Source organism: Lentzea indica (assembly GCF_012184385.1).
Lineage (GTDB): Bacteria > Actinomycetota > Actinomycetes > Mycobacteriales > Pseudonocardiaceae > Lentzea > Lentzea indica.
Genome location: NZ_VSRL01000080.1, coordinates 1 through 22,044 on the forward strand (window position 1 = coordinate 1; position 22,044 = coordinate 22,044).

The window sequence follows — 22,044 nt, forward strand, 5'->3', positions numbered from 1 at the left end:
CGCCGCTCGGCACCTCGAACCGGATCCGCGGCACGAACCCGACCGCCCGGCAGGCCGCGCGCAACGCCGTCAGCGACCCGTCCTCGGCGCCCGGTGGCCCCACCCACGCCTCACCGGCCAGATCGGCGAGGTCCACCTCCGGTCGCGCTGCCAACGCGTGGCCGGCAGGCAACGCGATGTGGATCGGCACCCAAGGCACGACGATCCGTTGCGCCACCCCGCGCGGCAGGCCCAGGTCCTGCTCCTCGTCGACCGCGATCACCGCCGCGTCGAGGTGCCCCTTGCCCAGCGCCAGAGCCAGGGCCGTCGACGAAGGGTCGACGTGCAAGGTCACGTCGGACAGCACTTCCTCCAACCGGGAGAACAGCACGGCCACGCACTCCATGTGGACCGACCCGAACCGCACCGGCCCGCCGACCGGCACTGTCGCGCCGAACGACTCGAGCTCCGTCAGCAGCAACCGGGCACGCTGCAGCATCTGCGCTCCCAGCGGCGTGGGAACGGCGCCGGAGCGGCCGCGGTCGAAGAGTTTGCCGCCGACCATCCGCTCGACCCGCTGCAGCAGGGTGGTGAGCGACGGCTGGGAGATACCGAGCTGCGTCGCCGCCCGCGAGAGGCTGCCCGCGTCGCCGATGGCGCAGATCGCCCGCAGGTGCCGGATCTCCAGTTCCATAGCGCGAGGCTATACGCTCCGATCAGCAGGAGCGCTCGAGTTCGGCCTCTGGCCGCGCGAACTCCAGCCGCACGTCGCTGGAGCGGGGCAGCACCAGGGCCACGCCGTCCCGGGTGTTCCACCCCTTCGGCAGCAGGAAGCTCTGCGCGCCCGACTGCAGCACCAGCACCAGGCCGTCGTAACGGAACCGGTAGGCCGAGTCCGTCGCGGTGCACGCGGTCGCGGTGACGCCCGGCCCGCGGATCCCGATGTCCTTGGTGCTGAACACGACCGTCTCCGGCATGTCGCCGAGCTCCGTCTCGTACTCGTACCCCCTGGCCTCCCCGACCGCAGCCGAGTAGTCGGTCACCGCCCAGAACAGGCCGATGCTCGCGAGCACGAACGTGAACGTCCACTGGATCACCGGCACGACGCCGGCGGCGTGTTTGCCTGAGACGGACGCGTGCAGGTGTTCCGCCACGGGGAACAGGACCACGCCCAGCGCCACGCACACGCCGGGCAGACCGGGCAGCGCGTAGAGCAGGGTGGGTACCGCGAGGCCGCTGAGTCCGAGCAGCAGGAGCACGAAGCCCAGCGCCACCAGTACCGGAACGGCACGCCGGGTCAGGACGCGCCACGTCCTCGGCGACAGTGCGGAGCGCAGGAAGCGGTAGCCCCACAACGCCGCGAGCCCCGCGGCCGCCAGCACCGTCAGCGGCACGAACATGCCGTCCGAACTGCGGATCAGGTAGTCCGGCGCGGACAGACCGAGCACCGAGTAGTGCACGCCGAACCACTTGCAGAAGAACGTCGCGTGCCGGGTGCCGAAGTAGAACAGCAGCGCGGTCAGCACGGTGGTCGGCGCGAGCAGGGAACCGAAGACCCGCAACGCTTTGGACGGCGCGTCGTCCTTCGGTCTGGCAGGGGTGGCGCGCACGGCTCAGCCCTCGGTGCAGCGGTTCTTGTTGTTGACCAGGAACGTGACTTTGCCGCCCTCGTACAGGGGATCAGGCACCTTGATGCCCTCCGAGACGATGACGCAGTCTCCGGTGATCTCGGTAGACGTGTCGATCACCAGCGTGTATCCCACACACGGCACCTTGCCCGGGCAGAGCTTGTTCAGGTCCGCCTGGATCCCTGGCCACACACCAGGGAACGGATTGGGGGTGCGCTGCTCGATGGAGCCGCGCAAGCCGGAAGGGAGCACCAGGCGTTTCGGGCGGACGGGCGTTGGTGTGGGCTTGACCGTCGCCTTCGTCGTTGTGGGTGGTGGTTTCGGCGGTGGGGTCGTCGTGGTTGGCGGCGGTGGAGGGTCGCTGGTGGTGGTCGCGATGGCGGACGTGGTCGTGATCTCGGCCCGAGGCATCGCCCTCGGCGTGCCGGGCGAGGGTGGTTGACCGCAGGCCGCCAGCGTGGCAGCGGCCAGGAGACAGATGCAGGTTCGACGGTTCATGGCGATACCTCCTTTCGTACGTAGAGGTCTGCCGCCGACCGGTGGATACACCACTCCGGTTCCATAGCGCGAACCTATGGCCAGCTGGGATTGGCGCGGCCGCTCGGACCACCGCACGCTGGGCACAGCCCAGCGAGAGGACGAAGAGTGGCTCGGACACGCCGTGACATGGCGAAATTGGTGGACGCGGACGGTTTCCGCACGTACATCCGCGACGGCTGGGGCGAGTGGGACAGCTCGATCGACCTGCCGGACGGCACCGCCGAGGCGGCTCGGGCCCATCGCGCCAGGCTCACCGAGGCGTTCCCCGGCAAGCGGATCGCGCTGGCAGCGGGACGTGCGCACGTCCGGTCCAACGACACGTTCCACGAGTTCCGTGCCGACAGCGACTTCGTGTGGCTGACCGGTTGCCAGGTCGAGGGCGCGGTGCTGGTGCTGTCCGATGAGGACGCCACGCTGTTCGTGCCGGTCCCGTCGGAGACCCACAGCGTCGACTTCTTCGGTGACGCCGACCGCAGCCCGTTCTGGATCGGCGCCGCGGCCGGGCCGAAGGAGTGGGGCGAGGCGCTCGGCATCACGGCCCGTCCGCTCGAGGACCTCGCGCACTCCCTGCGCGGCCGTCATCCCGAGACGCTCACGGCCAAGGGCGTCGACCCGCTGCTGGACGCGCTGACCGGCTCCCACAGCGACGAGCTGCGGACCGTTCTGTCCGAGCTGCGCAGGATCAAGGACGACTGGGAGATCGACCAACTGCGCCAGGCCGTCGACGCCTCGGTCATGGGTTTCGCCGACGTCGCCATGGAGCTCGGCCAGGCCGTGCGCGGCGGGGGAGAGCGGTGGCTGCAGGGCACGTTCGACCGCCGTGCCCGCACCGAGGGCAAGGGCCCGGGCTACACGTCGATCGTCGCCGCCGGCCCGCACGCCCCTGTCCTGCACTGGACGCGCTGCGACGGCCGGGTGAACGACGCCGACCTGCTGCTGCTCGACGCTGGTGTCGAGATGAACTCCCTCTACACCGCCGACGTCACCCGCACGTTCCCGGTCAGCGGCGAGTTCTCCGAGGCCCAGCGCCAGGTCTACGACCTCGTGCACGCCTCGCACGTGGCCGCGCTCGCGGAAGTCAGGCCGGGCAACGACTACAGCGCCTTCCACCACACCGCCATGCGCGTGCTCGCGGAAGGCCTGCACGACTGGGGCCTGCTGCCGGTCAGCGTCGACAAGGCGCTCGACCCGAGCGGTCAGCACCACCGTCGTTACATCGTCTGCGGCACAGGGCACTTCCTCGGCCTGGACGTGCACGACTGCGCCGACGCCCGCCAGGAGACCTACCAGCAGGGCATCCTGGAGCGCGGCATGGCGCTGACCGTCGAGCCCGGCCTGTACTTCCACCCCAACGACGAGACGCTGCCGCCGGAGCTGCGTGGCATCGGCGTGCGCATCGAGGACGACCTCGTCGTCACGAGCGACGGTGCGGACATCCTCTCTGACGCGCTGCCGATCGAGGCCGACGACGTCGCCGCGTGGGTGCGCAAGCAGCGCTCCTAGACGCCAGAAGAGCAGTCCTAAGTGGACGGAGTGGAGCGGGCCCACGCGAACGTGAGCTCCACGGCCCGCTTCCAGTTCGCGTACTCGTTCTCGCGGTGCCGGGCGTCCATCACCGGGTTCCACCGCGCGGCCAGATGCCAGTTGCGGCGCAGTCCCTCGAGGTCCGGCCAGTATCCGGCGGCGAGCCCCGCGGCATAAGCGCACCCAGTGACACGGTCTCGGCCACGAGCGGCCGCACCACCGGGATGTCCAGCACGTCCGCGATGAACTGCATCAACAGGTGATCGGCGGTCATCCCGCCGTCCACCTTCAACACCGGCGTCGGAGCCCCGAGGTCGGCGTTCATCGCGTCGACGACCTCACGCGTCTGCCACCCGGTGGCCTCCAGCACCGCCCGCGCGAGGTGCCCCTTGTTGATGTACGAGGTCAGCCCGACGACCAGCCCGCGTGCCTGCGCGAGCCAGTGCGGCGCGAACAGGCCCGAGAACGCGGGCACGATGTAGCAGCCGCCGTTGTCCTTCACCGTGCGCGCCAGCGTCTCGATCTCGGGCGCGCTGTGGATCAGGCCGAGGTTGTCGCGGAACCATTGCACCAGCGAACCGGCGACCGCGATCGAGCCCTCCAGCGCGTAGGCCGGTTCGCCGCCGATCTGGTAGCCGATCGTCGTCAGCAACCCGTGCTTCGACCGCACCAGCTCGGTTCCCGTGTTCATCAACAGGAAGCCGCCGGTGCCGTACGTGCCCTTGATGTCGCCCTTCTCGAAGCACGTCTGCCCGAACAACGCCGCGTGCTGGTCACCCAGCGCCGCCGTGATCGAGATGCCCGGCACGACCCGCGTGGTCTTGCCGTGGATCTCGGACGACGGCCGGATCTCGGGCAGCATCGACGCCGGTACGCCGAAGAACTCCAGCAGCATCGGATCCCACTGCCGCGTGCTGAGGTTCATCAGCATGGTCCGCGACGCGTTGGTCACGTCCGTGACGTGGAGACCGCCGTTCACGCCACCGGTGAGGTTCCAGATCAGCCAGCTGTCCATGGTGCCGAACAGGACGTCGCCGCGCTCCGCCTTCGACCGCAGGCCCGCCACGTTGTCCAGCATCCACCGCAACGAGGGCGCGGAGAAGTAGGTCGCCAGCGGCAGGCCGCACCGGTCGCGGACCTCCTCGATGCCGGGCTTTTTCCCAAGCTCGGCAACGAGTTCCTCGGTGCGGATGTCCTCCCAGACGATCGCGCGTCCCACCGGAACGCCGGTGTGCCTGTCCCACAGCACGAACGTCTCGCGCTGGTTCGTGATGCCCAGCGCGACGACCTGGTCGGCGGTGATCCCCGCCTGCCGCAACGCCTGCGGCATGATCCGGTCGACGTTGCGCCAGATCTCCACGGCGTCCTGCTCGACCCATCCCGGCCGCGGGTGGTACTGGCGGTGCTCGCGCTGGGCGACCGCGACCAGCCTGGCGTTCTGGTCGAACACGATGCAGCGCGTCGATGTGGTGCCCTGGTCGATCGCCATTACGAACCGTTGCACGCCGAGCCCCTCAGTTCTCGTCGACGAGAGATGTGGTGACCGCGTCCGCGGCCTGGCAAACCTGGCGCACCAGTGTCGCGCGCGGCCGTCCCGCGGAGTCGCACAGCCGGTCCGCCGCGCCGGAGACGCCGATCGCGCCGACGACCAGTCCGCCGGGGATCCGGATGGGCGCGGCGATGCTCGCCTCGCCCGGCATGTACTCCTCGGCCTCGCCCGCCCAGCCCTGTGCGCGTACCTCCGTCAGCACCCGCTCCAGCGCCTGGGTTCGCGTGATCGTCCTCCGGGTCAACGACGTCAGCTCCCGCCGGCGTGCGGCCGCGGACAGGTCCGGGTCGTAGGCGAGCAGCACCTTGCCGAGCGCCGTCGCGTGCAACGGCAGCATCGCGCCGATGCCGAGGGTTTGCACAGAGTCATCGGGCCTGAACACGTGGTGCACGACGAGCACCGCGCCGTCGTGGTGCATGCCGATCCTGACCTCCTGGCCCGACCGCGCGGCCAGGGTGTCCGCCCAGTTGATCGACCGCGAACGCAGCTCGTTCGCGTCGAGGTAGGAGGTGCCCAGGTGCAGCAGGGCGGCGCCGAGCCGGTAACGGCCGGTCGCTTGATCTTGTTCGACGAACTCGACCCGTTGCAGCGTACGGAGAATCCCGTGGGCGGTGCCTCGCGCGAGCCCGAGCGAATCGGCGATCTCCGTGAGACCGTGATGGCCGGAGCCACGGGCGAGGAGCCGCAGCACGGCTGCGGCGCGTTCGATCGACTGGATGGGTCCCGGCACGGCGAGAAACGTAATTGAGACGACCCGTGTCGGCAATGTCGAACTGCTCCTGCCGCCATCTGCCCTGGAAACGGGCCTGAAACGCGTTGTCTGCGCGCAGCGTGACCGGTCGGTCACACCTGCGAGGGTCCTGGGTGTCGACATTGTCGAACTGCCTCCATTGAGCAGGCGTGACGTGGGTCATTACGTTCCGCGTCAATCACCACGGGGTGATCAGCCGTTCAAGGACGAATGGGAGGCCAGCGTGGGTCTCGGGTCAGTGTTCCTCAGCGAGGTGCTCGGTACGGGCGTTTTGCTGTTGCTGGGTGCGGGCGTGGTGGCCAACGTGCTGCTCGCCAAGTCGAAGGGTTTCGACGGCGGTTGGCTGTTGATCAACTTCGGCTGGGGCCTCGGCGTGTTCGCCGGTGTGTACGTCGCCTACAAGTCGGGTGCGCACCTCAACCCGGCGGTGACGGTCGGCATCCTGACCAGTGGTGCGGCCGAGTACGCCCCTGGCGTTCCGGTCAGCGCGGGTTCGACGATCGTGTACTTCGCGGGCGAGATGCTCGGTGCGTTCCTCGGCGCCGTCCTCGCGTGGCTCGCGTACAAGCCGCACTTCGACGAGACGCCGGACGAGGGCCTGAAGCTCGCCGTCTTCTCCACCGGCCCGGCGATCCGCACGTACACGTGGAACCTGGTGTGCGAGGTCATCGGCACGTTCGTCCTGGTCTTCGTGATCCTCGCGTTCGGCAAGACTCCGACCCAGATCGGCCCGCTGGCCGCGGCGCTGCTGGTCGTCGGTATCGGTGCCTCGCTCGGTGGTCCCACCGGCTACGCGATCAACCCGGCTCGCGACCTCGGCCCGCGCATCGCCCACGCGCTGCTGCCGCTGTCCTACAAGGGCACCGACGGCGAGGCCGTGGGCAAGAAGGACTCCGACTGGGGCTACTCGTGGATTCCGGTCGTCGGCCCGCTCGTCGGCGGCGCGATCGCCGGTGTCGTCGCCTCGCTCGTGTTCTGACGTGTTCTGACAATCCGGAAAGGACTTTTCGATGACGCAGTACGTTCTCGCCGTCGACCAGGGCACGACCAGCACGCGGGCGATCATCTTCGACCACAGCGGCTCGATCGTCGCGGTGGGCCAGAAGGAGCACGAGCAGATCTTCCCGAGGGCTGGCTGGGTCGAGCACAACCCGGTGGAGATCTCCGAGAACACCCGGTTCGTGATCGGCCAGGCGCTCGCCGCCGCCGACCTCAACACCGGTGACCTCGCCGCCGTCGGCATCACCAACCAGCGCGAGACCGCGGTGGTGTGGGACAAGAACACCGGCGAACCCGTCTACAACGCGATCGTCTGGCAGGACACCCGCACCCAGGCGATCGTCGAGGAGCTCGGCGCGCTCGGCGGTGGTGGTGAGCGGTACCGCTCGAAGGTCGGCCTGCCGCTGGCGACCTACTTCTCCGGCCCCAAGATCCGCTGGATCCTCGACAACGTCGAGGGTGCCCGCGAGCGTGCGGAGAAGGGCGACCTGCTCTTCGGCAACACCGACACGTGGACGCTGTGGAACCTCACCGGCGGCGTGAACGGTGGCGTGCACGCCACCGACGTGACCAACGCGTCGCGGACCATGCTGATGGACCTCGACACGCTGCAGTGGGACGCGGAGATCGCCGCGGAGATGGGCGTTCCGCTGTCCATGCTGCCGGAGATCCGTTCCTCCTCCGAGGTGTACGGCACCGGCTCGGGCGGTGTGCTCAAGGGCGTGCCGATCGCCGGCATCCTCGGCGACCAGCAGGCCGCGACGTTCGGCCAGGCCTGCTACGAGCCCGGCACCGCGAAGAACACCTACGGCACCGGCAACTTCATGCTGCTCAACACCGGTACCGAGAAGGTCGCGTCGAAGAACGGCCTGCTGACCACGGTCTGCTACAAGATCGGCGACGAGGCCCCCGTCTACGCACTCGAAGGCTCGATCGCGGTCACCGGCTCGCTCGTGCAGTGGCTGCGCGACAACCTCGGCATCATCGGCTCGGCCCCGGAGATCGAGACGCTGGCCCGCACCGTCGAGGACAACGGTGGAGCGTACTTCGTGCCGGCGTTCTCGGGCCTGTTCGCGCCGTACTGGCGGGCGGACGCGCGTGGCGCCGTCGTCGGCCTGACCCGGTTCGTCAACAAGGGCCACCTGGCGCGTGCCGTGCTGGAGGCGACGGCGTTCCAGACCCGCGAGGTGCTGGACGCGATGAACGCCGACTCCGGCGTGCCGCTGACCGAGCTGAAGGTCGACGGCGGCATGGTCCAGAACGAGCTGCTGATGCAGTTCCAGGCGGACATCCTCGGCGTGCCGGTCGTTCGTCCCGTCGTCGCAGAGACGACCGCGCTCGGTGCGGCCTACGCCGCAGGTCTGGCCGTCGGCTACTGGTCGTCGCTGGACGAGCTGCGCGCGAACTGGGCGGAGGACAAGCGCTGGACGCCCGAGCTGGCGGCCGACCAGCGCGAGCGCGAGTACCGCAACTGGAAGAAGGCCGTCACCAAGTCGTTCGACTGGGTCGACTCCGACGTTCGCTGACTTCTTTCTGAGGAGCTGAAGTTGTTCGCAAGGCTGGATCCGGCTCGGCGTGCCGACTCGCTGCGTTCTCTCGCGAGCACGGAGTTCGACGTGCTCGTCGTCGGAGGTGGTGTGGTCGGCGCGGGTGCCGCTCTCGACGCGGCGTCACGCGGCCTCTCCGTCGCGCTGGTCGAGGCACACGACTGGGCGGCGGGCACGTCGAGCCGGTCCAGCAAGCTCGTCCACGGCGGGCTGCGGTACCTGGAGCAGCTGGAGTTCAAGCTGGTCCGGGAAGCACTCAAGGAACGCGGGCTCTTGTTGCGCCGGCTCGCACCGCACCTGGTGCGGCCGGTGCCGTTCCTCTTCCCGTTGAAGAAGCAGTGGGAACGCGCCTACGTCGGTGCTGGCGTGCTGCTGTACGACTCGATCGGCGGCGCGGGCGCGGTCCCGATGCACCGGCACCTCTCCCGCCAGAAGATGGCCTCGGTCGGTCCGTCGCTCGATTCCGACGCGTTCGCAGGGGCCATCCGCTACTACGACGCGCAGATGGACGACGCCCGGCTGGTGGCCACGCTAGTCCGCACCGCCGCTCAGCACGGCGCGACGGTGGTGTCCCGGGCTCGGGTCACCTCGCTGCTGCGCTCCGGCGGCCGCGTGACGGGTGCCTCGGTGCGTGACGAGCTGACCGGGGTCACCCACGTGGTGCGGGCCAGGCGGGTCATCAGCGCGACCGGCGTGTGGACCGACTCGCTGAACGAGATGAGCCCAGGCGCTCCGCCGTTCCACGTGCGGATGTCCAAGGGCGTGCACGTTCTGGTCGACCGCTCGCGGATCCAGCTGGACGGCGGACTGATCACGCGGACAGAGAAGTCCGTGCTGTTCGTGATCCCGTGGGGCGCCTACTGGATCATCGGCACCACGGACACTCCCTACTCCGGCGATCCCGCTGCCGTCACCGCCACCTCCGAGGACGTCTCGTACATCCTCGACCACGTCAACGCCGTGCTGCGCGATCGCCTTTCCGTTGATGACGTCGTGGGTACCTATGCGGGTCTGCGGCCGTTGCTCGACGGAGCGTCCGGTGACACGGCGAAGCTGTCCCGTGAGCACGCGGTGGCGCAGCCGGAACCTGGGTTCTTCGTGATCGCGGGCGGCAAGTACACGACGTACCGGGTGATGGCCGCCGACGTGGTGAACGCCGCCGTGGCCGGTCTCGGCAAGGTCGTCGCACCCTCGCTGACCGCCAAACTTCCACTGTGCGGTGCGGTCGGCTATCACGAGCTGTGGGCGGACCGGGCTCGAGTCGCCGCCGAGTCCGGCCTGCCCACGTCCACTGTGGAGCGTCTGCTGCAGCGCTACGGCTCCGCCGTCTCCGACGTCCTGGCCTTGGTCGCACGGGATCCTTCGCTCGCCTCGCCGGTGGCAGGCCATCTGGCGGCGGAGATCGTGTACGCGGTCACGCACGAAGGCGCGCTGGACCTGGAGGACGTGCTGGCGCGGCGGACCCGGATCGCGATGGAGCATCTCGACTTCGGTGCCTCGGTCGCCGGTCAGGTCGCTGATCTCATCGCCGGTCCGCTCGGGTGGTCGCCGGCTGAGCGCGATGCGGCGGTTGACGCTTATCGGGCTAGCACCGAGTTGACGGCCCAGACGGGAATGTGCCAGTGAGATGGACAGCGCTGAGCTGATCGAGAGGTTGCGGCGGGAAGGCGGCTTCCGGCTGCTCCCGCTGCTGGGGAACACCGGGCAGGTCGCCGGGGTGCACCTGTCCCGGTTCCTCCCAGGTGGGCAGCTCGACGTGATCCAGGCGTGGGACGAGCGCTGGGCGGCCTACGCCAGGATGCCCGACTCGCTCGACGCCGGGGCGCCGTTCCTGGGACCGCTCGGCAGCATCGTTCGCAGCGGCTCGTTCGCTCGGGTGGTCGCTCCGCTGCTGCCGCTGCAATCCGGGATCGCCGGTGGTGCCGGGCACGGTGAGGGCTAAGCCGCTCCCGTGTCCCTGCGCGCCTGCGGCAGCGTCGCCGAACCGAGCGCGTTCTCCAGCTGCTCCCACCGGGTGACCAGGTCCGAGAGCATGAGCATCATGACGTCGGGGAAGGCGTGGAGAAAGCTCTGGTACCGGTAGTGGTCCAGGTAGAACACCACCACGTCGTCGCTCACGGCGGTCACCGAAGTCGTGCGGGCGTTGAAGAACATGTCGTAGTGGCCGAGCAGGGCACCGCGGCTCAGCACCGCGCGTTCGTAGATGCCGCCGAAGTCGATCTCGACCTGACCGCAGGCGACGAGGAACACCCCGTGCGCGGCATCGTCCTCGTGGAAGAGGGAATCGCCTGCGGTGTAAGGGATCTCGTCGAACATGGACGCGAGGGTCTCCAGTTCGGAATCCGCGAGCGAGGCGAACAGTCTTACGCCGTGCGGGTCGACGCTCTCCCGCAGGCAGGCCACCCGCTCGCTCAGCTCGCGTCCGGTGATGTGGGTCATCCGCATGCGCACGAAACGCAGCATCCTGTCGGTGTTGCGCGACTGGCGGCGGGACTTGCCCGCGCTCGGCGGGGTGTAGAGGGCCGAGTCACCGCTGATCCGCGCGGCCTCACGACGGCCTGACTCGTAGGCGCTGTGCACACAACCCCAGTGATAGGGGTTCGTGCCTTCACCGGCGAAGAAGAGCTTGTCGCCGACCGGTTCGGCGAGCGTGGCGATGTCCTTGGACGACGAGCCGACGCCGATGCAGGTGTACGAGCCCAAGGCGTGGGGGTCGGTGGACCACGCGGTGCGCGAGACGCTGGAAGGTGCCGGTGCGTCCGCGCCGAAGATGTCCTGGACGACCGAGGTGGCGTAGGCCGACACGTCTTGCGAGGACCACGTCTCCATCTCACGGCCGAGTGAGGCGCCGAGCAACATCACCAGAATCGGCTTGCCGTGCGACTTCCACATGCTGATGACGACCGTGGGGTAGCGGTCGGTGTCCCTGCAGAGGTAGCCGAAGACGTACTGATCCCTGGGCCAGAACGGTTCGGGGTAGTGCAGGGCGATCTTGTTGAGTGTGCCGAAGCCCAGCCGGGCGATCGCCGACCGCTTGGCCTCCGGCAACGGCGGGTCGAACTGCACCGACGACGCTTTGAGCACCCCGAGCGGCAACGTCACCAGCACCTTGTCCGCCTCGAACACGCCCTGATCCGTGGTGACCCGCCCGTCTTCGATCCGCGTGACCACGTGGCGCAGCCTGATGTCCAGGCCCTCGGCGAGTGCGTCCACAACGGACTGATAGCCCTGATGCAGCGTGCTGTCACCGTAGCCGTAGACGAGGTAGCCGTCCTCCCAGTACTTCAACGACAACTTGTCGGGGTCTTCCGCCGCGTCCTCACGCAGGATCACGTTGAGGTGGTAGCGCACGGCCTGTTCGTCCTCAGGGGACAGCCGGCGCTCGGCGAGGATCTGGCGCACCGCCTCGCCCAGCGGGACGTCCGGATGCTGTCCCTCGCGCGCGACCGCGGCACGATGTTCCAGCTCGTGCAGCACTTCGTCGGCCAGTGCGAGCGTGCGGCTCTTGTAGCGGTGGTTCACCGCTCGCAGGTCAGAGCCGAACAGGTCCAGGCTGTCGAAGCCGCCGGTGTAGGCGCTGTCGCCACCCACGTAGCTGTAGGGGATGCCGAGGTCCTCGACCAGCTCGGTGATCGGGTTGCCGTCCGTGCCGTGGATCCAGTGGGCGCCGAGGTCGACGCCGTGCTCGTCGGTCCAGATCCGGCCGCCGACCCGGTCACGTGCCTCCAGGACCGTGACGGGATGGCCCAGTTCACGCAACGCGCGCGCCGCGGCCAGACCGGCCATTCCCGCACCTACGACCAGGACGCTCGGTCTCGCGTCGTCACCACATACCTCGGGCATCGCTCGATTGTCGGGCAACCGTCCGTGCCCGAACATTCCCGGATCGTGTGCTCGCGCTGGGCCGTCCGGGTTGTCCGCCGAGCCCTCAACATTCGCAGCCGAGGCCGCCACCTGCGCTCCGCTCCCCGAGCGAACCGGGACTACCAGGTAGTGACTTGTCCCGCAAGCACCGGTATAACTTGTTCTTGTGCGCCCACAGTGAGGAAGATCACATGACCCACACAATGACGTGTGACAACGGTTTCAAGGGTCCTTCACGCCGAACGTTCATCGCAGGAACAGGTTCTATTCTTGGGGCTGCTGCCCTCGGCGGTGCCGCCACTGCGGCACGAGCGTCCACTCCGATCGCCGACGCGGCCGTCGTCCCCGCCGTGGTGATCGGCACCGGTTACGGCGGTTGCGTGGCGGCCCTGCGTCTCGCCCAGGCCGGCGTCGACGTCCACATGATCGAGATGGGCATGGCGTGGGACACCCCCGGCCAGGACGGCAAGATCTTCGCCAACACGACGACCCCTGACCAGCGCTCCTACTGGCTGCGCACCAAGACCAAGCAGCCGCTGAGCAACTTCCTCGGTTTCCCGCTCGACAAGGCGATCCCGCGCTACACCGGCATCCTCGACGCCGAGGAGTTCGCCGGCATCACCGTCTACCAGGGCCGCGGTGTCGGCGGCGGTTCGCTCGTCAACGGCGGCATGGCGGTCACGCCGAAACGCGAGTACTTCGGCGATGTCCTGCCGATGGTGAACGCCGACGAGATGTACAACGTCTACTACCCGCGCGCCAACGCCGAACTCGGTGTCGGCCTGGTCGACCCGGCCTGGTTCGACACCACCGAGTGCTACCAGTACGCCAGGGTCGGCAGGAAGCACGCCCAGCGGTCCGGCTTCCCGTTCGTCTTCGTGCCCACGGTGTACGACTGGGACTACATGAAGCAGGAGGCGGCGGGGACCGTCCCGAAGTCGGCGCTGGTGGGGGAGATCCTCTACGGCAACAACCACGGCAAGAAGTCGTTGCAGAAGTCGTACCTCGCGAAGATCAGGGCCACCGGCCGGGTCACCATCTCGCCGCTGCACCGGGTGGTGTCGGTCGCGCCGACCACCGGCGGCTACACGGTCACCATGGAGCAGCTCAACACCAACGGCGACCCGATCGCCACGAAGTCCGTGACCGCGGCCAAGGTGTTCTTCGCGGCGGGCAGCGTCGGCACGAGCAAGCTCCTGGTCAAGCTGAAGGCCACCGGAGCGCTGCCGAACCTGAACGGCGAGGTCGGCAGGGGCTGGGGCGACAACGGGAACGTCATGTGCGGCCGTGCCAACCACATGTGGGACGCCACCGGCAAGCTGCAGTCGTCCATCCCCACGCTCGGCATCGACAACTGGGCGGCGGGCGGCGCGTTCGCGGAGGTGGCGCCGCTACCGACCGGGATCGAGACCTACGCGTCGTTCTACCTGTCGATCACCAAGACCCCGAACCGCGCGCAGTTCTCCTGGAACGCCGCCGCCGGCAAGGTCGACCTGAACTGGCAGACCGCGTGGAAGCAGGTGTCGATCAACGCAGCGAAGAGCATCTTCGACAAGATCAACGCGAAGGAGGGGACGATCTACCGGACCGACCTCTTCGGCGTGTACAAGACCTGGGGCGACCACCTGACCTACCACCCGCTCGGTGGCGCGATCCTGAACAAGGCCACCGACAACTACGGGCGCCTGCACGGCCATCCCGGCCTGTACGTCATCGACGGGTCGCTGATTCCGGGCAGCACCGTCGTGAACCCGTTCGTCACGATCACCGCGCTCGCCGAGCGCAACATCGAGAAGATCATCGCCGCCGACCTCTGACGACCGTCCTGTGTGGACGTCAGAACTTCGGCAGCACGCACATGGCGTCGAGGCCCAGCACGCGGTTCAGCCTGCCGAACGCGAGCCACGCCCCGATGCTCATGCTCAGCTCCACGATCTCCACCTGGCTGTAGTGCGCGGCCATCCGGGACCAGAACTCCTCGTCGAGACCGTGGTGATCCAGTGCGTACCGCTCGGCGTACTCCGCGGCCAGCCTGGCGCGGTCGTCGAAAGCGTCGGTGGTGCGCCACTGGGTCACCGCGTCGAGGAAGTCGTCCTCGACCTTCTGGCCGTCCCGTTCTGTGCGCCAGTCCAGGCAGAACAGGCATCCGTTGATCTGCGCGATCCGCAGCCGCGCGGCCTCGAACTCCCGCAGCCCCAACGTGGTGTGCTGGTACACGGCCAGCGAGAGGCCGGCGGCGGCGACACCGATGCCGGGCACCATCTCGCCCCACACGTACCCGATCGGTCCTTGCCCTCGGGGATGTCGATGTTCATCGCGGGCTCCTTCCGAGCTTTCCTGCGACGGGTCGCAACGGGACGTCGAGCGCGTCGTAGAGTCCGGGTTCCGCGTCGGCCAGCCAGTCGATGGCGTTGACGATGCGGCCGACCGCGGTCGCATTGCCGCCGGCCGAACGGTTCTCGCCCTCGTCGGTCGCCTCGATGGAGACCTCGATGCGCGGCCGGCCTTCGATGATCACCTTGTGCGCCCCGTCGCCGGAGGGCGGCATCGGCCAGTCTGTCGCGCACGACGCGTGGATGCGCGTCACGTGCTCGATGACGATCAGCGGTTCGCCGCCGACGATTCCCTGGACCTCGAACCGGATCGCGCCCTGAGTGCCTGCCTCGAACTCGCCCATGGTCCTCGTGGTCACCGTGGTGTCGAGCGCGCGCCTGTCGACGGTCTCGCGGATCTCGTCGAGCTCGACACCCAGCGCCCTGGCCATCAGCCGGATCTGCCCGCCCCACACCATGGTCGGCACCGTCGGCATGAGCATCGGCGCCTGGTAGTCCAGCGGCTGCCCGAAACCGATCAGCCACCGCACCGCGTCGGGCTGGTCGTAGGTGGAGTAGTCGAAGATCTCCTGGCAGCGGACCGCGTCGATCCGGCTGCCCAAGCCGCTGATCATCAACGGCAGCACGTCGTTGCCCCAGCCGGGATCGACGCCGGAGACGAAGAGCGACCCTCCGCCCCCCGCGATGGCCGCTAGAACCGGTTCCCGCAACTCCGGCGGAGCGCTGCGGTGGTCGTAGAGCGCGTACAGCGACGGCGTGACGACCACCGCGCCTGCCCTGATCGCCTTGGTGATGTCGGCGAGCGCGTCGTCCGGCCTGATGTCGCCGGACGCCGCGTACACCACGGCGCGCGGACTCGCGGCCAGCACCGCGTCGATGTCGTTCGTCGCCACGATCCCGAGTTCGTGGTCCAGCCCGGCGAGATCACCCGCGTCGCGGCCGACCTTCTCGGGGTTGTGGACGACCACGGCCGTCAGTTTCAGCGCCGGATGGGCCTCGACGGCACGAATGGCCGCACGGCCGACGTTTCCCGTACCCCACACCACTGTGGCGATCATGCCTGCAGATTACCTAGAACACGTTCTAGTTGTACAGCGCCTGTCCGGCGAAAACGGTTGCAGTTACCGTGTTTGACAAACCTGCGGCGTTCATTCCACTTTGGACGAGGAAGACGCATGTGTCAGGAACCGCTCCAGCACCGCGTTGAACTCCGGCGCCTCCGGCACGAGGTGGCCGCGGCCGGGGCACACGGCCCGTTCCGCACCGGTCTCGCGGGCGATCGTGTCGCAGATGATCTCCTGCACCTCGCTGTGACCGCCGGAGACCACGAGGACCGGGAACCCCGCGTCGCGCAACGCGGACAGGGGTGGCTCGGCGTCGTCCGGCGGGCGGGCGTCCAGCAGTTGCCGCATGCCCTTGAGCAACGTCTCGTGCGGCTCGTCAGGCACCTCGACCGGCACGCCCGCGATGGTGAAGAAACGCCGCAAGCCCTCCACCGGGTCCAGGCCGGACTCGACCAGCGCGCGGACGGCGGTGGCGTAGTCGTCGACCACGGGAACTCCGCGCGCCACCCTTGTGGACGGCGGTTCGACGATGGTCAGCGACAACACGTGTTCCGGCCGGAGGGCCGCCGCGTACATGGAGACGATGGCACCGTACGACAGCCCGACGAGGTGACTCGGCTCATCGAGCAACTGGTCGGCGACGAGCGCGGCCTCCGGTTCGAAGTCCTGCCGCGCGGGCGGAGACTGGCCGTGGCCCGGCCGGTCAGGGGCGAGCAGGGTCCACCGTTCGGTGAGCGGCCGCTGGGCCCGCCACGCCTCCCGGCCGCCGAGCACGGCGCCGTGCACCAGCACCACGCGCGGACCCCGGCCCCATCGGTGAACGTGCAATCGCATGATCCGAGCGTATGGGGTTCAGTCCGGTAGGAGCGGTACCGAGATTCCAGGGTCGCGGCCGAGCAGTGCCGCCCGTGTCACCGACGAACCGCCGAAGCGGTCTCGCACGCTGTCCAGTGCGGCGTCGAGCGCGCCCGGTGCGTGCTCCTCGAACGGCAGCGTCATCTGCATCGGTGTGTCGTTCTGGAGGTTGGTGAGGGATACGCCCAGCAACGTGATGCCGCGGCTCTCGATCAGGGGCATCGCGGTGTCGAGAAGCTGTTTCGCTGCCGTCAGCAGCACCTCGGTCTCCGTCGTCGGATGCCGCAACGTGTGTGAGCGGGTCGCCCGCGTGAAGTCGGCGAAACGCAAGCGCAGCACCACGGTCCGGCAGGCGCGGTGTGCGGTGCGCAGGCGCCGCGAGATGCCGTCGATGAGTGAGGCGAGGATGGCTTCCAGGTCTTCGTGCGTTCGTTCCCTGCGGCCCAACGCCCGTTGCGAGCCGATCGAGCGACGGCGCCGTCCGGTTTGGACCGGGCGCGGATCGTGGTTGTGCGCCAACGCGTGCAGGTGCCGGCCCGCCGCTCTGCCGAGGATCGAAACGAGGTCGTTCTCGTCCAGCCCGGCGACCTGGCCGACGGTCCGGATGCCGAGGGTGTGCAGCTTGGCCGCGGTGACCTCGCCGACGCCCCACAGCCGTTCGACCGGCAGCGGGTGCAGGAACTCGAGCTCGCTGTCGGCGGGGACGACCAGCAGGCCGTCCGGCTTCGCGACCCCGCTGGCGACCTTGGCCAGGAACTTCGTCCTCGCCACCCCGACGGTGATCGGCAGGCCGACCTGCTCCAGCACCCGGATGCGCAGCCGTGCCGCGATCACCTCCGGCGGCCCCGCGATCCGGTGCAGGCCGCCGACGTCCAGGAACGCCTCGTCGATCGACAGCCCCTCGACCAGCGGCGTCGTGTCGCGGAACACCTCGAACACCGCCTTGCTCGCGGCGGAGTAAGCCGACATCCGCGGTGGCACGACGATCGCGTTCGGACACAGTTTCAGCGCCCGCGCGCCACCCATCGCGGTGCGCACCCCGAAAGCCTTGGCCTCGTAGCTCGCGGCCAGCACCACGCCGCCACCCACGATCACCGGGTGGCCACGCAGGCGCGGGTCGTCCCGCTGCTCGACGGACGCGTAGAACGCGTCCAGGTCGGCGTGCAGGATCGGGGTGCTCACGAACACATGTTCGCATCCGTCACCCGTTCAGAACAGTGCCGTCAGGACGGTGTTGTCAGGACATGAGCGCGCGGGCGATCGGCCAGGCGCCGGGTGAGGTGTTGGAGAGCACGGTGATGGTGGTGCCGGTGTGCGGGTCGTGTGTGGACTTGAACGACGCGCCGGCGTCGTACCCGGCCAGGATCACGGTGTCGCTGGTCTGGTGCAGCCAGAAACCGAGGCCGTAGCGGAGGGACTCCTCTGGCACGTCGTGGCGCGGCCTGACCACTTCCTCGACGTCGTCCACGATGGCGCCGGCGAAGAGCGCGCGCCAGAACGTGGACATGTCGCCCGCCGTGGTGTGGATGCCGCCGTCGCCGGTCGCGAGCACGGGCAGGTGGAAGACGTTGGAGCGGTCGAGCCCGTCGAGATAGCCCACGGCCGCGTCGGCGGGCAGTTCGTCGGAGCGCAGGAAGTCGGTCCTGGTCATGCCGGCCGGGCGGAGCACGCGTTCCCGCACGAGGTCGTGGTAGGCGGTGCCGCTGACCCGTTCCGCCAGCAGGGAGAGGACCACGTAGCCGCCGTTGCAGTAGCCGAACCGTTCGCCGGCCTTGAACTTGGTGGGAATCCCGTCCAGCAACGGCAGGAAAGCCTCGGTGGTGGTCAGGACGTGTGCCGCGCCGATGACGTAGTCGTTGGCCTCCCAGTCGCCTTCTTCGTCGAGGTAATCGCCGATGCCGGACGTGTGGGTGAGCAGGTGTTCGACGGTGACGTCGTCGGCGATGAGCGGAAGGTCCTCGCCGAGCAGGGATCGCGCGGTGGTGTCCAGCGTCAGCTTGCCGTCCCGCACCAGCGAGAGCACGGTCAGGGCGGTGAAACCCTTGCCGCCGCTGGCGATGCCGAACCTGGTGTCCACCGTGTTGGGCACGCGGTAGGCGCGGTTGGCGAGCCCGTAGGCCTTCGCGAACTCGATCTCGCCGGCGTGGTCGATCTGAACCACGCCGGAGAAGCCGGTTCCCTCGGCGATTTTGTCAACGTCCTCCAGCGGCATGGGCGCAGGGTAGACCCGCTTCTTCCGGGTGCCGAAGCGGATTTTCCGCTGAGCGGACCGGCAGCAGGGGCGGGATGCTTGACAACCAAACCGCCGGGCATCCCGTTCCCAGAGTGCTGGGATTGTTCACAGACGTGAGAGGACCCCGGGTTGTCGCTCGCCACGATCGAGTCGCCACGCACCGTCGAAGTGCACACCGGCGAACTGCCGCCGGTTGCGCGCCGCCGGGGGTTGTTCGCGCTGGTCGTGGTCGTGCTCCTGGCCCAGATGGCGATCGCGATGATCACGACGGCCGTCCAGCAGACACCGACGATCGACGAGCCGGTCTACGTGAGCGCGGCGGTCGTCCAGCTGGAGCAGCACAGCCTCCGGTACAACCCGGAGCACCCTCCGCTCGGCAAGCTGATCATGGCGACGGGGCTGGCGTTCGCCGACGTGCGTCTCGATCCGAACTTCGCCGGCGACCAGACGGAGCTCGGCCGGCACGTCCTGTACGAGTCGGGCAACGATCCCGGACGGTTGCTGCTGCTGGCCAGGCTTCCGATGATCGTGCTGACGCTGTTGTTCGGGCTCGTCGTCCTCCAGTTCGCCCGTGACCTCACAGGCAGGGCGGGCGGGCTGGTGGCGCTGGCCCTCTACGCGTTCTCGCCCGACCTCATCGCGCACGGATCGCTGGCGACGCTCGACGTACCGGCGGCCGGTTTCCTGCTGACGTCGGTCTGGATGCTGTGGCGCGCCCGTAACAACGCGATCTACCTCCCGTTGGCGGCACTTGCCCTCGGCGCGGCCCTCGCCACGAAGATGAACACCCTGGCTGCGGTTCCGGTGCTGCTGGTGCTGGCCGCACTGTCCACTCGGCACCGCACGCGCAACCTCGTCACCATGACACTGATCGCGGTCGCCGTGGTGTGGGTGTCGTACCTCGCCGTGGATCCGTTGCTGCGCTGGGAAACGCCACCGAACCTGCCGGCCGCGTTCGTCGACTGGCTGCCGTTCCCCGAGCCGTACCGGGACGGGATGCGCGTGCAGTTCGGCTTCGAGAACCGGGTGTGGGGCGGTTACCTGTTCGGCACGCACTACGAAGGTTCGCGCTGGTACTACCTGCCGGCCGCGCTGCTTGTGAAGACGCCGCTGGGCGCGCTCGTGCTGTGGCTGGCCGGAGTCGTCGTCCTCGTCACCAGGCTGCGCACGGCGGCGCCTTACGTCCTCGCTCCCACGGCCGTGCTGCTCGCCGCGGCCATGAGCGGCAGCCGCGACCTCGGCGTCCGGTACGCGATCTTCGTGCCCATGTTCCTGGCGGTCGCGGCTGCCGCTGTGGTGCTCGTACGCCGCCGGTGGACTGTGGCCGCGGCCGGACTGGTCGCGGTCAGTTCGCTGCTCGCGTTCCCCTACTACCTGCCGTACTCCAACGAGGCGTTCGGCGGGCCAGCGAAGACCCATCTGCACCTGCACGACTCGAACGTCGACTGGGGACAGGACCTCGGCCGGCTGGCGGACCGCCTGAAGCGGTACCCGGACGAGCGAACCTGGCTCGTCTACAAGGGAAGCGGAGTGCCGGAGCACTACGGGATCGACGCGGCCGACCCGCGAACCGTGCCACCGGACCAGGTGCGCGGGCTGCTCGTCGTGTCGGACTCCGCCATCGCCAAGGCCGACGAACGACTCCGGGCACTGATCAGGACCAGCACACCGATCGACGAGGTCGGCCACTCGATCACGATCTTCCGCAGGCCGTAGAGCTACCGGCCGAGGGCCTCGTCCAGGTCGAGACCGGTCAGTTCACTGCTCTTCTCCCACAGCACCGCGGCGGTGCCGGGGTCGGTCATGTGTGCGTGCGGTCGTTCCAGATGGGGCTTTCCACGCAGCCCGAACTGGCGCGGGCCCCAGAGCTGCCCGCCTTCGACGTCGGGATCCAGCACAGCTCGTACAGCGGGACGGGCGCCGGCGTCCTTGCCGTGCAACAACACGCCAGCGAGCCGTGTGGAGGCCGGTCGCGTGTGGACCCCAGGCCGGGCGGGGGTCAGGGAGTCCAGGGCTCCGCCGGGATGGACGACGATGCTCATCGCACTGCTGCCCGCGGCACGCAGACGGCGGTCTAGCTCGAAACCGAAGCTCATCTGAGCCAGTTTGGAGCGTCCGTAGGTCCGTTTCGGGTCGTAGGAGCCGGTGGACTGCAGGTCGTCGAGGTCGAGGCGTTCGGAGCGCGCGGCGAAGCTGCCCACCGTGATGACGCGGGCACCGTCGAGCAGCGGAGCCAGCCAGCAGGTGAGCGCGAAGTGCCCGAGGTGGTTGGTGGCGAACATCAGCTCGTGGCCGTCGACGCTCTCGCGCCGGTCTGGAGCATCCAGCGCGATGCCCGCGTTGAACACGACGGCGTCGAGGCCGGTTTCGAGACTGTCCACAGAGGACTTCAACGACGACAGGTCCCCGAGGTCCAGCGGCATGTGGCGGATGACGGCGCCGGGCACGCGGGCACGGATCGCGTCGGCTGCTGCTCCGGCCTTGGTCCTGGAGCGGCTGCCGAGCACGACGGTGGCCCCTGCCTCGGCGAGCTGTTCGGCGGTGAAGTAGCCGATGCCGGCGTTGCCGCCGGTGACGAGAACGTTCACAGGCCGGGCCATCCTTGCTTGAGGTGGGTGAAAGCTTGGGCGAGAGCGGCGCCGCGGTCCGGCCGGGACGAGGCCAGATCAGGGGTTTCCAGGACGTAGCGGGCCAGCGCGTGCAGGGAGTCGTCCGCTTCCTCGAGTCCCGCGGCCTCGGCCAGCAACGCGGCGAGAGGGTCCTGGCAGGCGACCCAGACCGTGCGGGCGTAGGCCCACAGCGCCGGAGTGCTCATGACCAGATCCATGCGGCGCTGGTACTCCTCGGGCAGGTCCAGCCTGAAAGGAGCCCTGTCGGCGAAGAACGCGTACAGCGCGTCAAGCACGGAGGTGCCTTCCTGGCGCTCCCGAACCGCGGCCGTCAAGGACGCTTCACGCTCGCCGCTGTCGTCGAGGATGAGCGCTTCCTTGCCGGCCGGGAAGTGCGCGAACAGCGTCGCGACCGCGGTGTCCGCGGCCTCGGCGATCTCCTTCACCGTCACGTTGTCGTAGCCGCGTTCGAGGAAGAGCTTCAGCGCCGCGTCGGCCAGCGCCTTGCGGGTCGCCGCCTTCTTGCGGTCACGTCGTCCGGCTGTCATGCGCCCACAATAGCCGGAACG

Annotated in this window: 20 protein-coding genes and 1 pseudogene; 8 read left to right on the forward strand and 13 right to left on the reverse strand. The window is 68.8% G+C overall.

Features of this window, described 5'->3' with window-relative positions:
- From FXN61_RS22265 to FXN61_RS22275, 3 genes are all read right to left on the reverse strand, one after another.
- On the reverse strand, nt 1-673 hold a 673-nt coding region (locus FXN61_RS22265; RefSeq protein ID WP_167975987.1), incomplete at its 3' end, for a LysR family transcriptional regulator.
- Nucleotides 674-695: 22 nt separating this feature from the next.
- Nucleotides 696-1,589, reverse strand: coding sequence for a hypothetical protein (locus FXN61_RS22270; protein WP_167975988.1), 894 nt, complete (start codon nt 1,587-1,589; stop codon nt 696-698).
- A 3-nt stretch (nt 1,590-1,592) separates the two neighbouring features.
- Nucleotides 1,593-1,742: a hypothetical protein gene (locus FXN61_RS22275; RefSeq protein ID WP_167975989.1), complete on the reverse strand. Its 150-nt coding sequence runs from the start codon at nt 1,740-1,742 to the stop codon at nt 1,593-1,595.
- A gap of 151 nt (nt 1,743-1,893) precedes the next feature.
- On the opposite strand from FXN61_RS22275, the gene FXN61_RS22280 reads away from it, so the two are divergent.
- Entirely contained in the window at nt 1,894-2,049 is a 156-nt protein-coding gene (locus FXN61_RS22280; protein ID WP_167975990.1) for a hypothetical protein, read from the forward strand.
- Between the two features lie 224 nt (nt 2,050-2,273).
- Nucleotides 2,274-3,650 (forward strand): aminopeptidase P family protein, encoded by a 1,377-nt coding sequence (locus FXN61_RS22285; RefSeq protein ID WP_167975991.1) that lies wholly within the window; start codon nt 2,274-2,276, stop codon nt 3,648-3,650.
- A gap of 17 nt (nt 3,651-3,667) precedes the next feature.
- Here the strand turns inward: FXN61_RS22285 and glpK (FXN61_RS22290) are convergent.
- Both glpK (FXN61_RS22290) and FXN61_RS22295 read right to left on the reverse strand, forming a co-directional pair.
- A pseudogene (glpK, locus tag FXN61_RS22290) lies at nt 3,668-5,160 on the reverse strand (glycerol kinase GlpK).
- 25 nt (nt 5,161-5,185) lie between these two features.
- Nucleotides 5,186-5,950: an IclR family transcriptional regulator gene (locus FXN61_RS22295; protein ID WP_167975992.1), complete on the reverse strand. Its 765-nt coding sequence runs from the start codon at nt 5,948-5,950 to the stop codon at nt 5,186-5,188.
- A 244-nt stretch (nt 5,951-6,194) separates the two neighbouring features.
- Here FXN61_RS22295 and FXN61_RS22300 point away from each other — a divergent pair, with 244 nt between their 5' ends.
- From FXN61_RS22300 to FXN61_RS22315, 4 genes are read left to right on the forward strand one after another with little or no spacing between them, the layout of a single operon-like run.
- Nucleotides 6,195-6,950, forward strand: a complete 756-nt coding sequence (locus FXN61_RS22300) for an MIP/aquaporin family protein (RefSeq protein WP_167975993.1) — start codon at nt 6,195-6,197, stop codon at nt 6,948-6,950.
- A gap of 31 nt (nt 6,951-6,981) precedes the next feature.
- Nucleotides 6,982-8,496, forward strand: a complete 1,515-nt coding sequence (gene glpK / locus FXN61_RS22305) for a glycerol kinase GlpK (RefSeq protein WP_167975994.1) — start codon at nt 6,982-6,984, stop codon at nt 8,494-8,496.
- 21 nt (nt 8,497-8,517) lie between these two features.
- Nucleotides 8,518-10,143, forward strand: a complete 1,626-nt coding sequence (locus FXN61_RS22310; protein ID WP_167975995.1) for a glycerol-3-phosphate dehydrogenase/oxidase — start codon at nt 8,518-8,520, stop codon at nt 10,141-10,143.
- Nucleotide 10,144: 1 nt separating this feature from the next.
- Nucleotides 10,145-10,459 (forward strand): hypothetical protein, encoded by a 315-nt coding sequence (locus FXN61_RS22315; protein WP_167975996.1) that lies wholly within the window; start codon nt 10,145-10,147, stop codon nt 10,457-10,459.
- On the opposite strand, the gene FXN61_RS22320 is transcribed toward FXN61_RS22315, so the two are convergent.
- Nucleotides 10,456-12,303: an FAD-dependent oxidoreductase gene (locus FXN61_RS22320; protein ID WP_246291864.1), complete on the reverse strand. Its 1,848-nt coding sequence runs from the start codon at nt 12,301-12,303 to the stop codon at nt 10,456-10,458. The genes FXN61_RS22315 and FXN61_RS22320 overlap by 4 nt on opposite strands.
- Nucleotides 12,304-12,572: 269 nt before the next feature.
- Here FXN61_RS22320 and FXN61_RS22325 point away from each other — a divergent pair, with 269 nt between their 5' ends.
- Nucleotides 12,573-14,198: a GMC oxidoreductase gene (locus FXN61_RS22325; RefSeq protein ID WP_167975998.1), complete on the forward strand. Its 1,626-nt coding sequence runs from the start codon at nt 12,573-12,575 to the stop codon at nt 14,196-14,198.
- A gap of 19 nt (nt 14,199-14,217) precedes the next feature.
- On the opposite strand, the gene FXN61_RS22330 is transcribed toward FXN61_RS22325, so the two are convergent.
- From FXN61_RS22330 to FXN61_RS22350, 5 genes are all read right to left on the reverse strand, one after another.
- Nucleotides 14,218-14,655 carry a carboxymuconolactone decarboxylase family protein gene (locus tag FXN61_RS22330; protein ID WP_312877920.1) on the reverse strand — a complete coding sequence of 146 codons (438 nt, stop codon included), beginning with the start codon at nt 14,653-14,655 and terminating at the stop codon, nt 14,218-14,220.
- A 37-nt stretch (nt 14,656-14,692) separates the two neighbouring features.
- Nucleotides 14,693-15,772 carry an NAD(P)H-dependent amine dehydrogenase family protein gene (locus tag FXN61_RS22335; protein ID WP_167975999.1) on the reverse strand — a complete coding sequence of 360 codons (1,080 nt, stop codon included), beginning with the start codon at nt 15,770-15,772 and terminating at the stop codon, nt 14,693-14,695.
- A gap of 90 nt (nt 15,773-15,862) precedes the next feature.
- On the reverse strand, nt 15,863-16,612 hold the full coding sequence (locus tag FXN61_RS22340) for an alpha/beta fold hydrolase (protein ID WP_167976000.1): 750 nt from the start codon (nt 16,610-16,612) through the stop codon (nt 15,863-15,865).
- An 18-nt stretch (nt 16,613-16,630) separates the two neighbouring features.
- Complete coding sequence (gene dinB, locus FXN61_RS22345; protein ID WP_167976001.1) at nt 16,631-17,821, reverse strand: DNA polymerase IV; 1,191 nt, start codon at nt 17,819-17,821, stop codon at nt 16,631-16,633.
- Between the two features lie 49 nt (nt 17,822-17,870).
- Nucleotides 17,871-18,845, reverse strand: a complete 975-nt coding sequence (locus tag FXN61_RS22350) for a serine hydrolase domain-containing protein (RefSeq protein ID WP_188135357.1) — start codon at nt 18,843-18,845, stop codon at nt 17,871-17,873.
- Between the two features lie 150 nt (nt 18,846-18,995).
- On the opposite strand from FXN61_RS22350, the gene FXN61_RS22355 reads away from it, so the two are divergent.
- Nucleotides 18,996-20,582: a phospholipid carrier-dependent glycosyltransferase gene (locus FXN61_RS22355; protein ID WP_246291865.1), complete on the forward strand. Its 1,587-nt coding sequence runs from the start codon at nt 18,996-18,998 to the stop codon at nt 20,580-20,582.
- A gap of 2 nt (nt 20,583-20,584) precedes the next feature.
- On the opposite strand, the gene FXN61_RS22360 is transcribed toward FXN61_RS22355, so the two are convergent.
- Together FXN61_RS22360 and FXN61_RS22365 are read right to left on the reverse strand one after the other, a co-directional pair.
- Nucleotides 20,585-21,454 (reverse strand): SDR family NAD(P)-dependent oxidoreductase, encoded by an 870-nt coding sequence (locus FXN61_RS22360; protein ID WP_312877921.1) that lies wholly within the window; start codon nt 21,452-21,454, stop codon nt 20,585-20,587.
- Nucleotides 21,451-22,023: a TetR/AcrR family transcriptional regulator gene (locus tag FXN61_RS22365; RefSeq protein ID WP_167976003.1), complete on the reverse strand. Its 573-nt coding sequence runs from the start codon at nt 22,021-22,023 to the stop codon at nt 21,451-21,453. The genes FXN61_RS22360 and FXN61_RS22365 overlap by 4 nt, the downstream gene beginning before the upstream one ends.
- Nucleotides 22,024-22,044 lie beyond the last annotated feature (21 nt).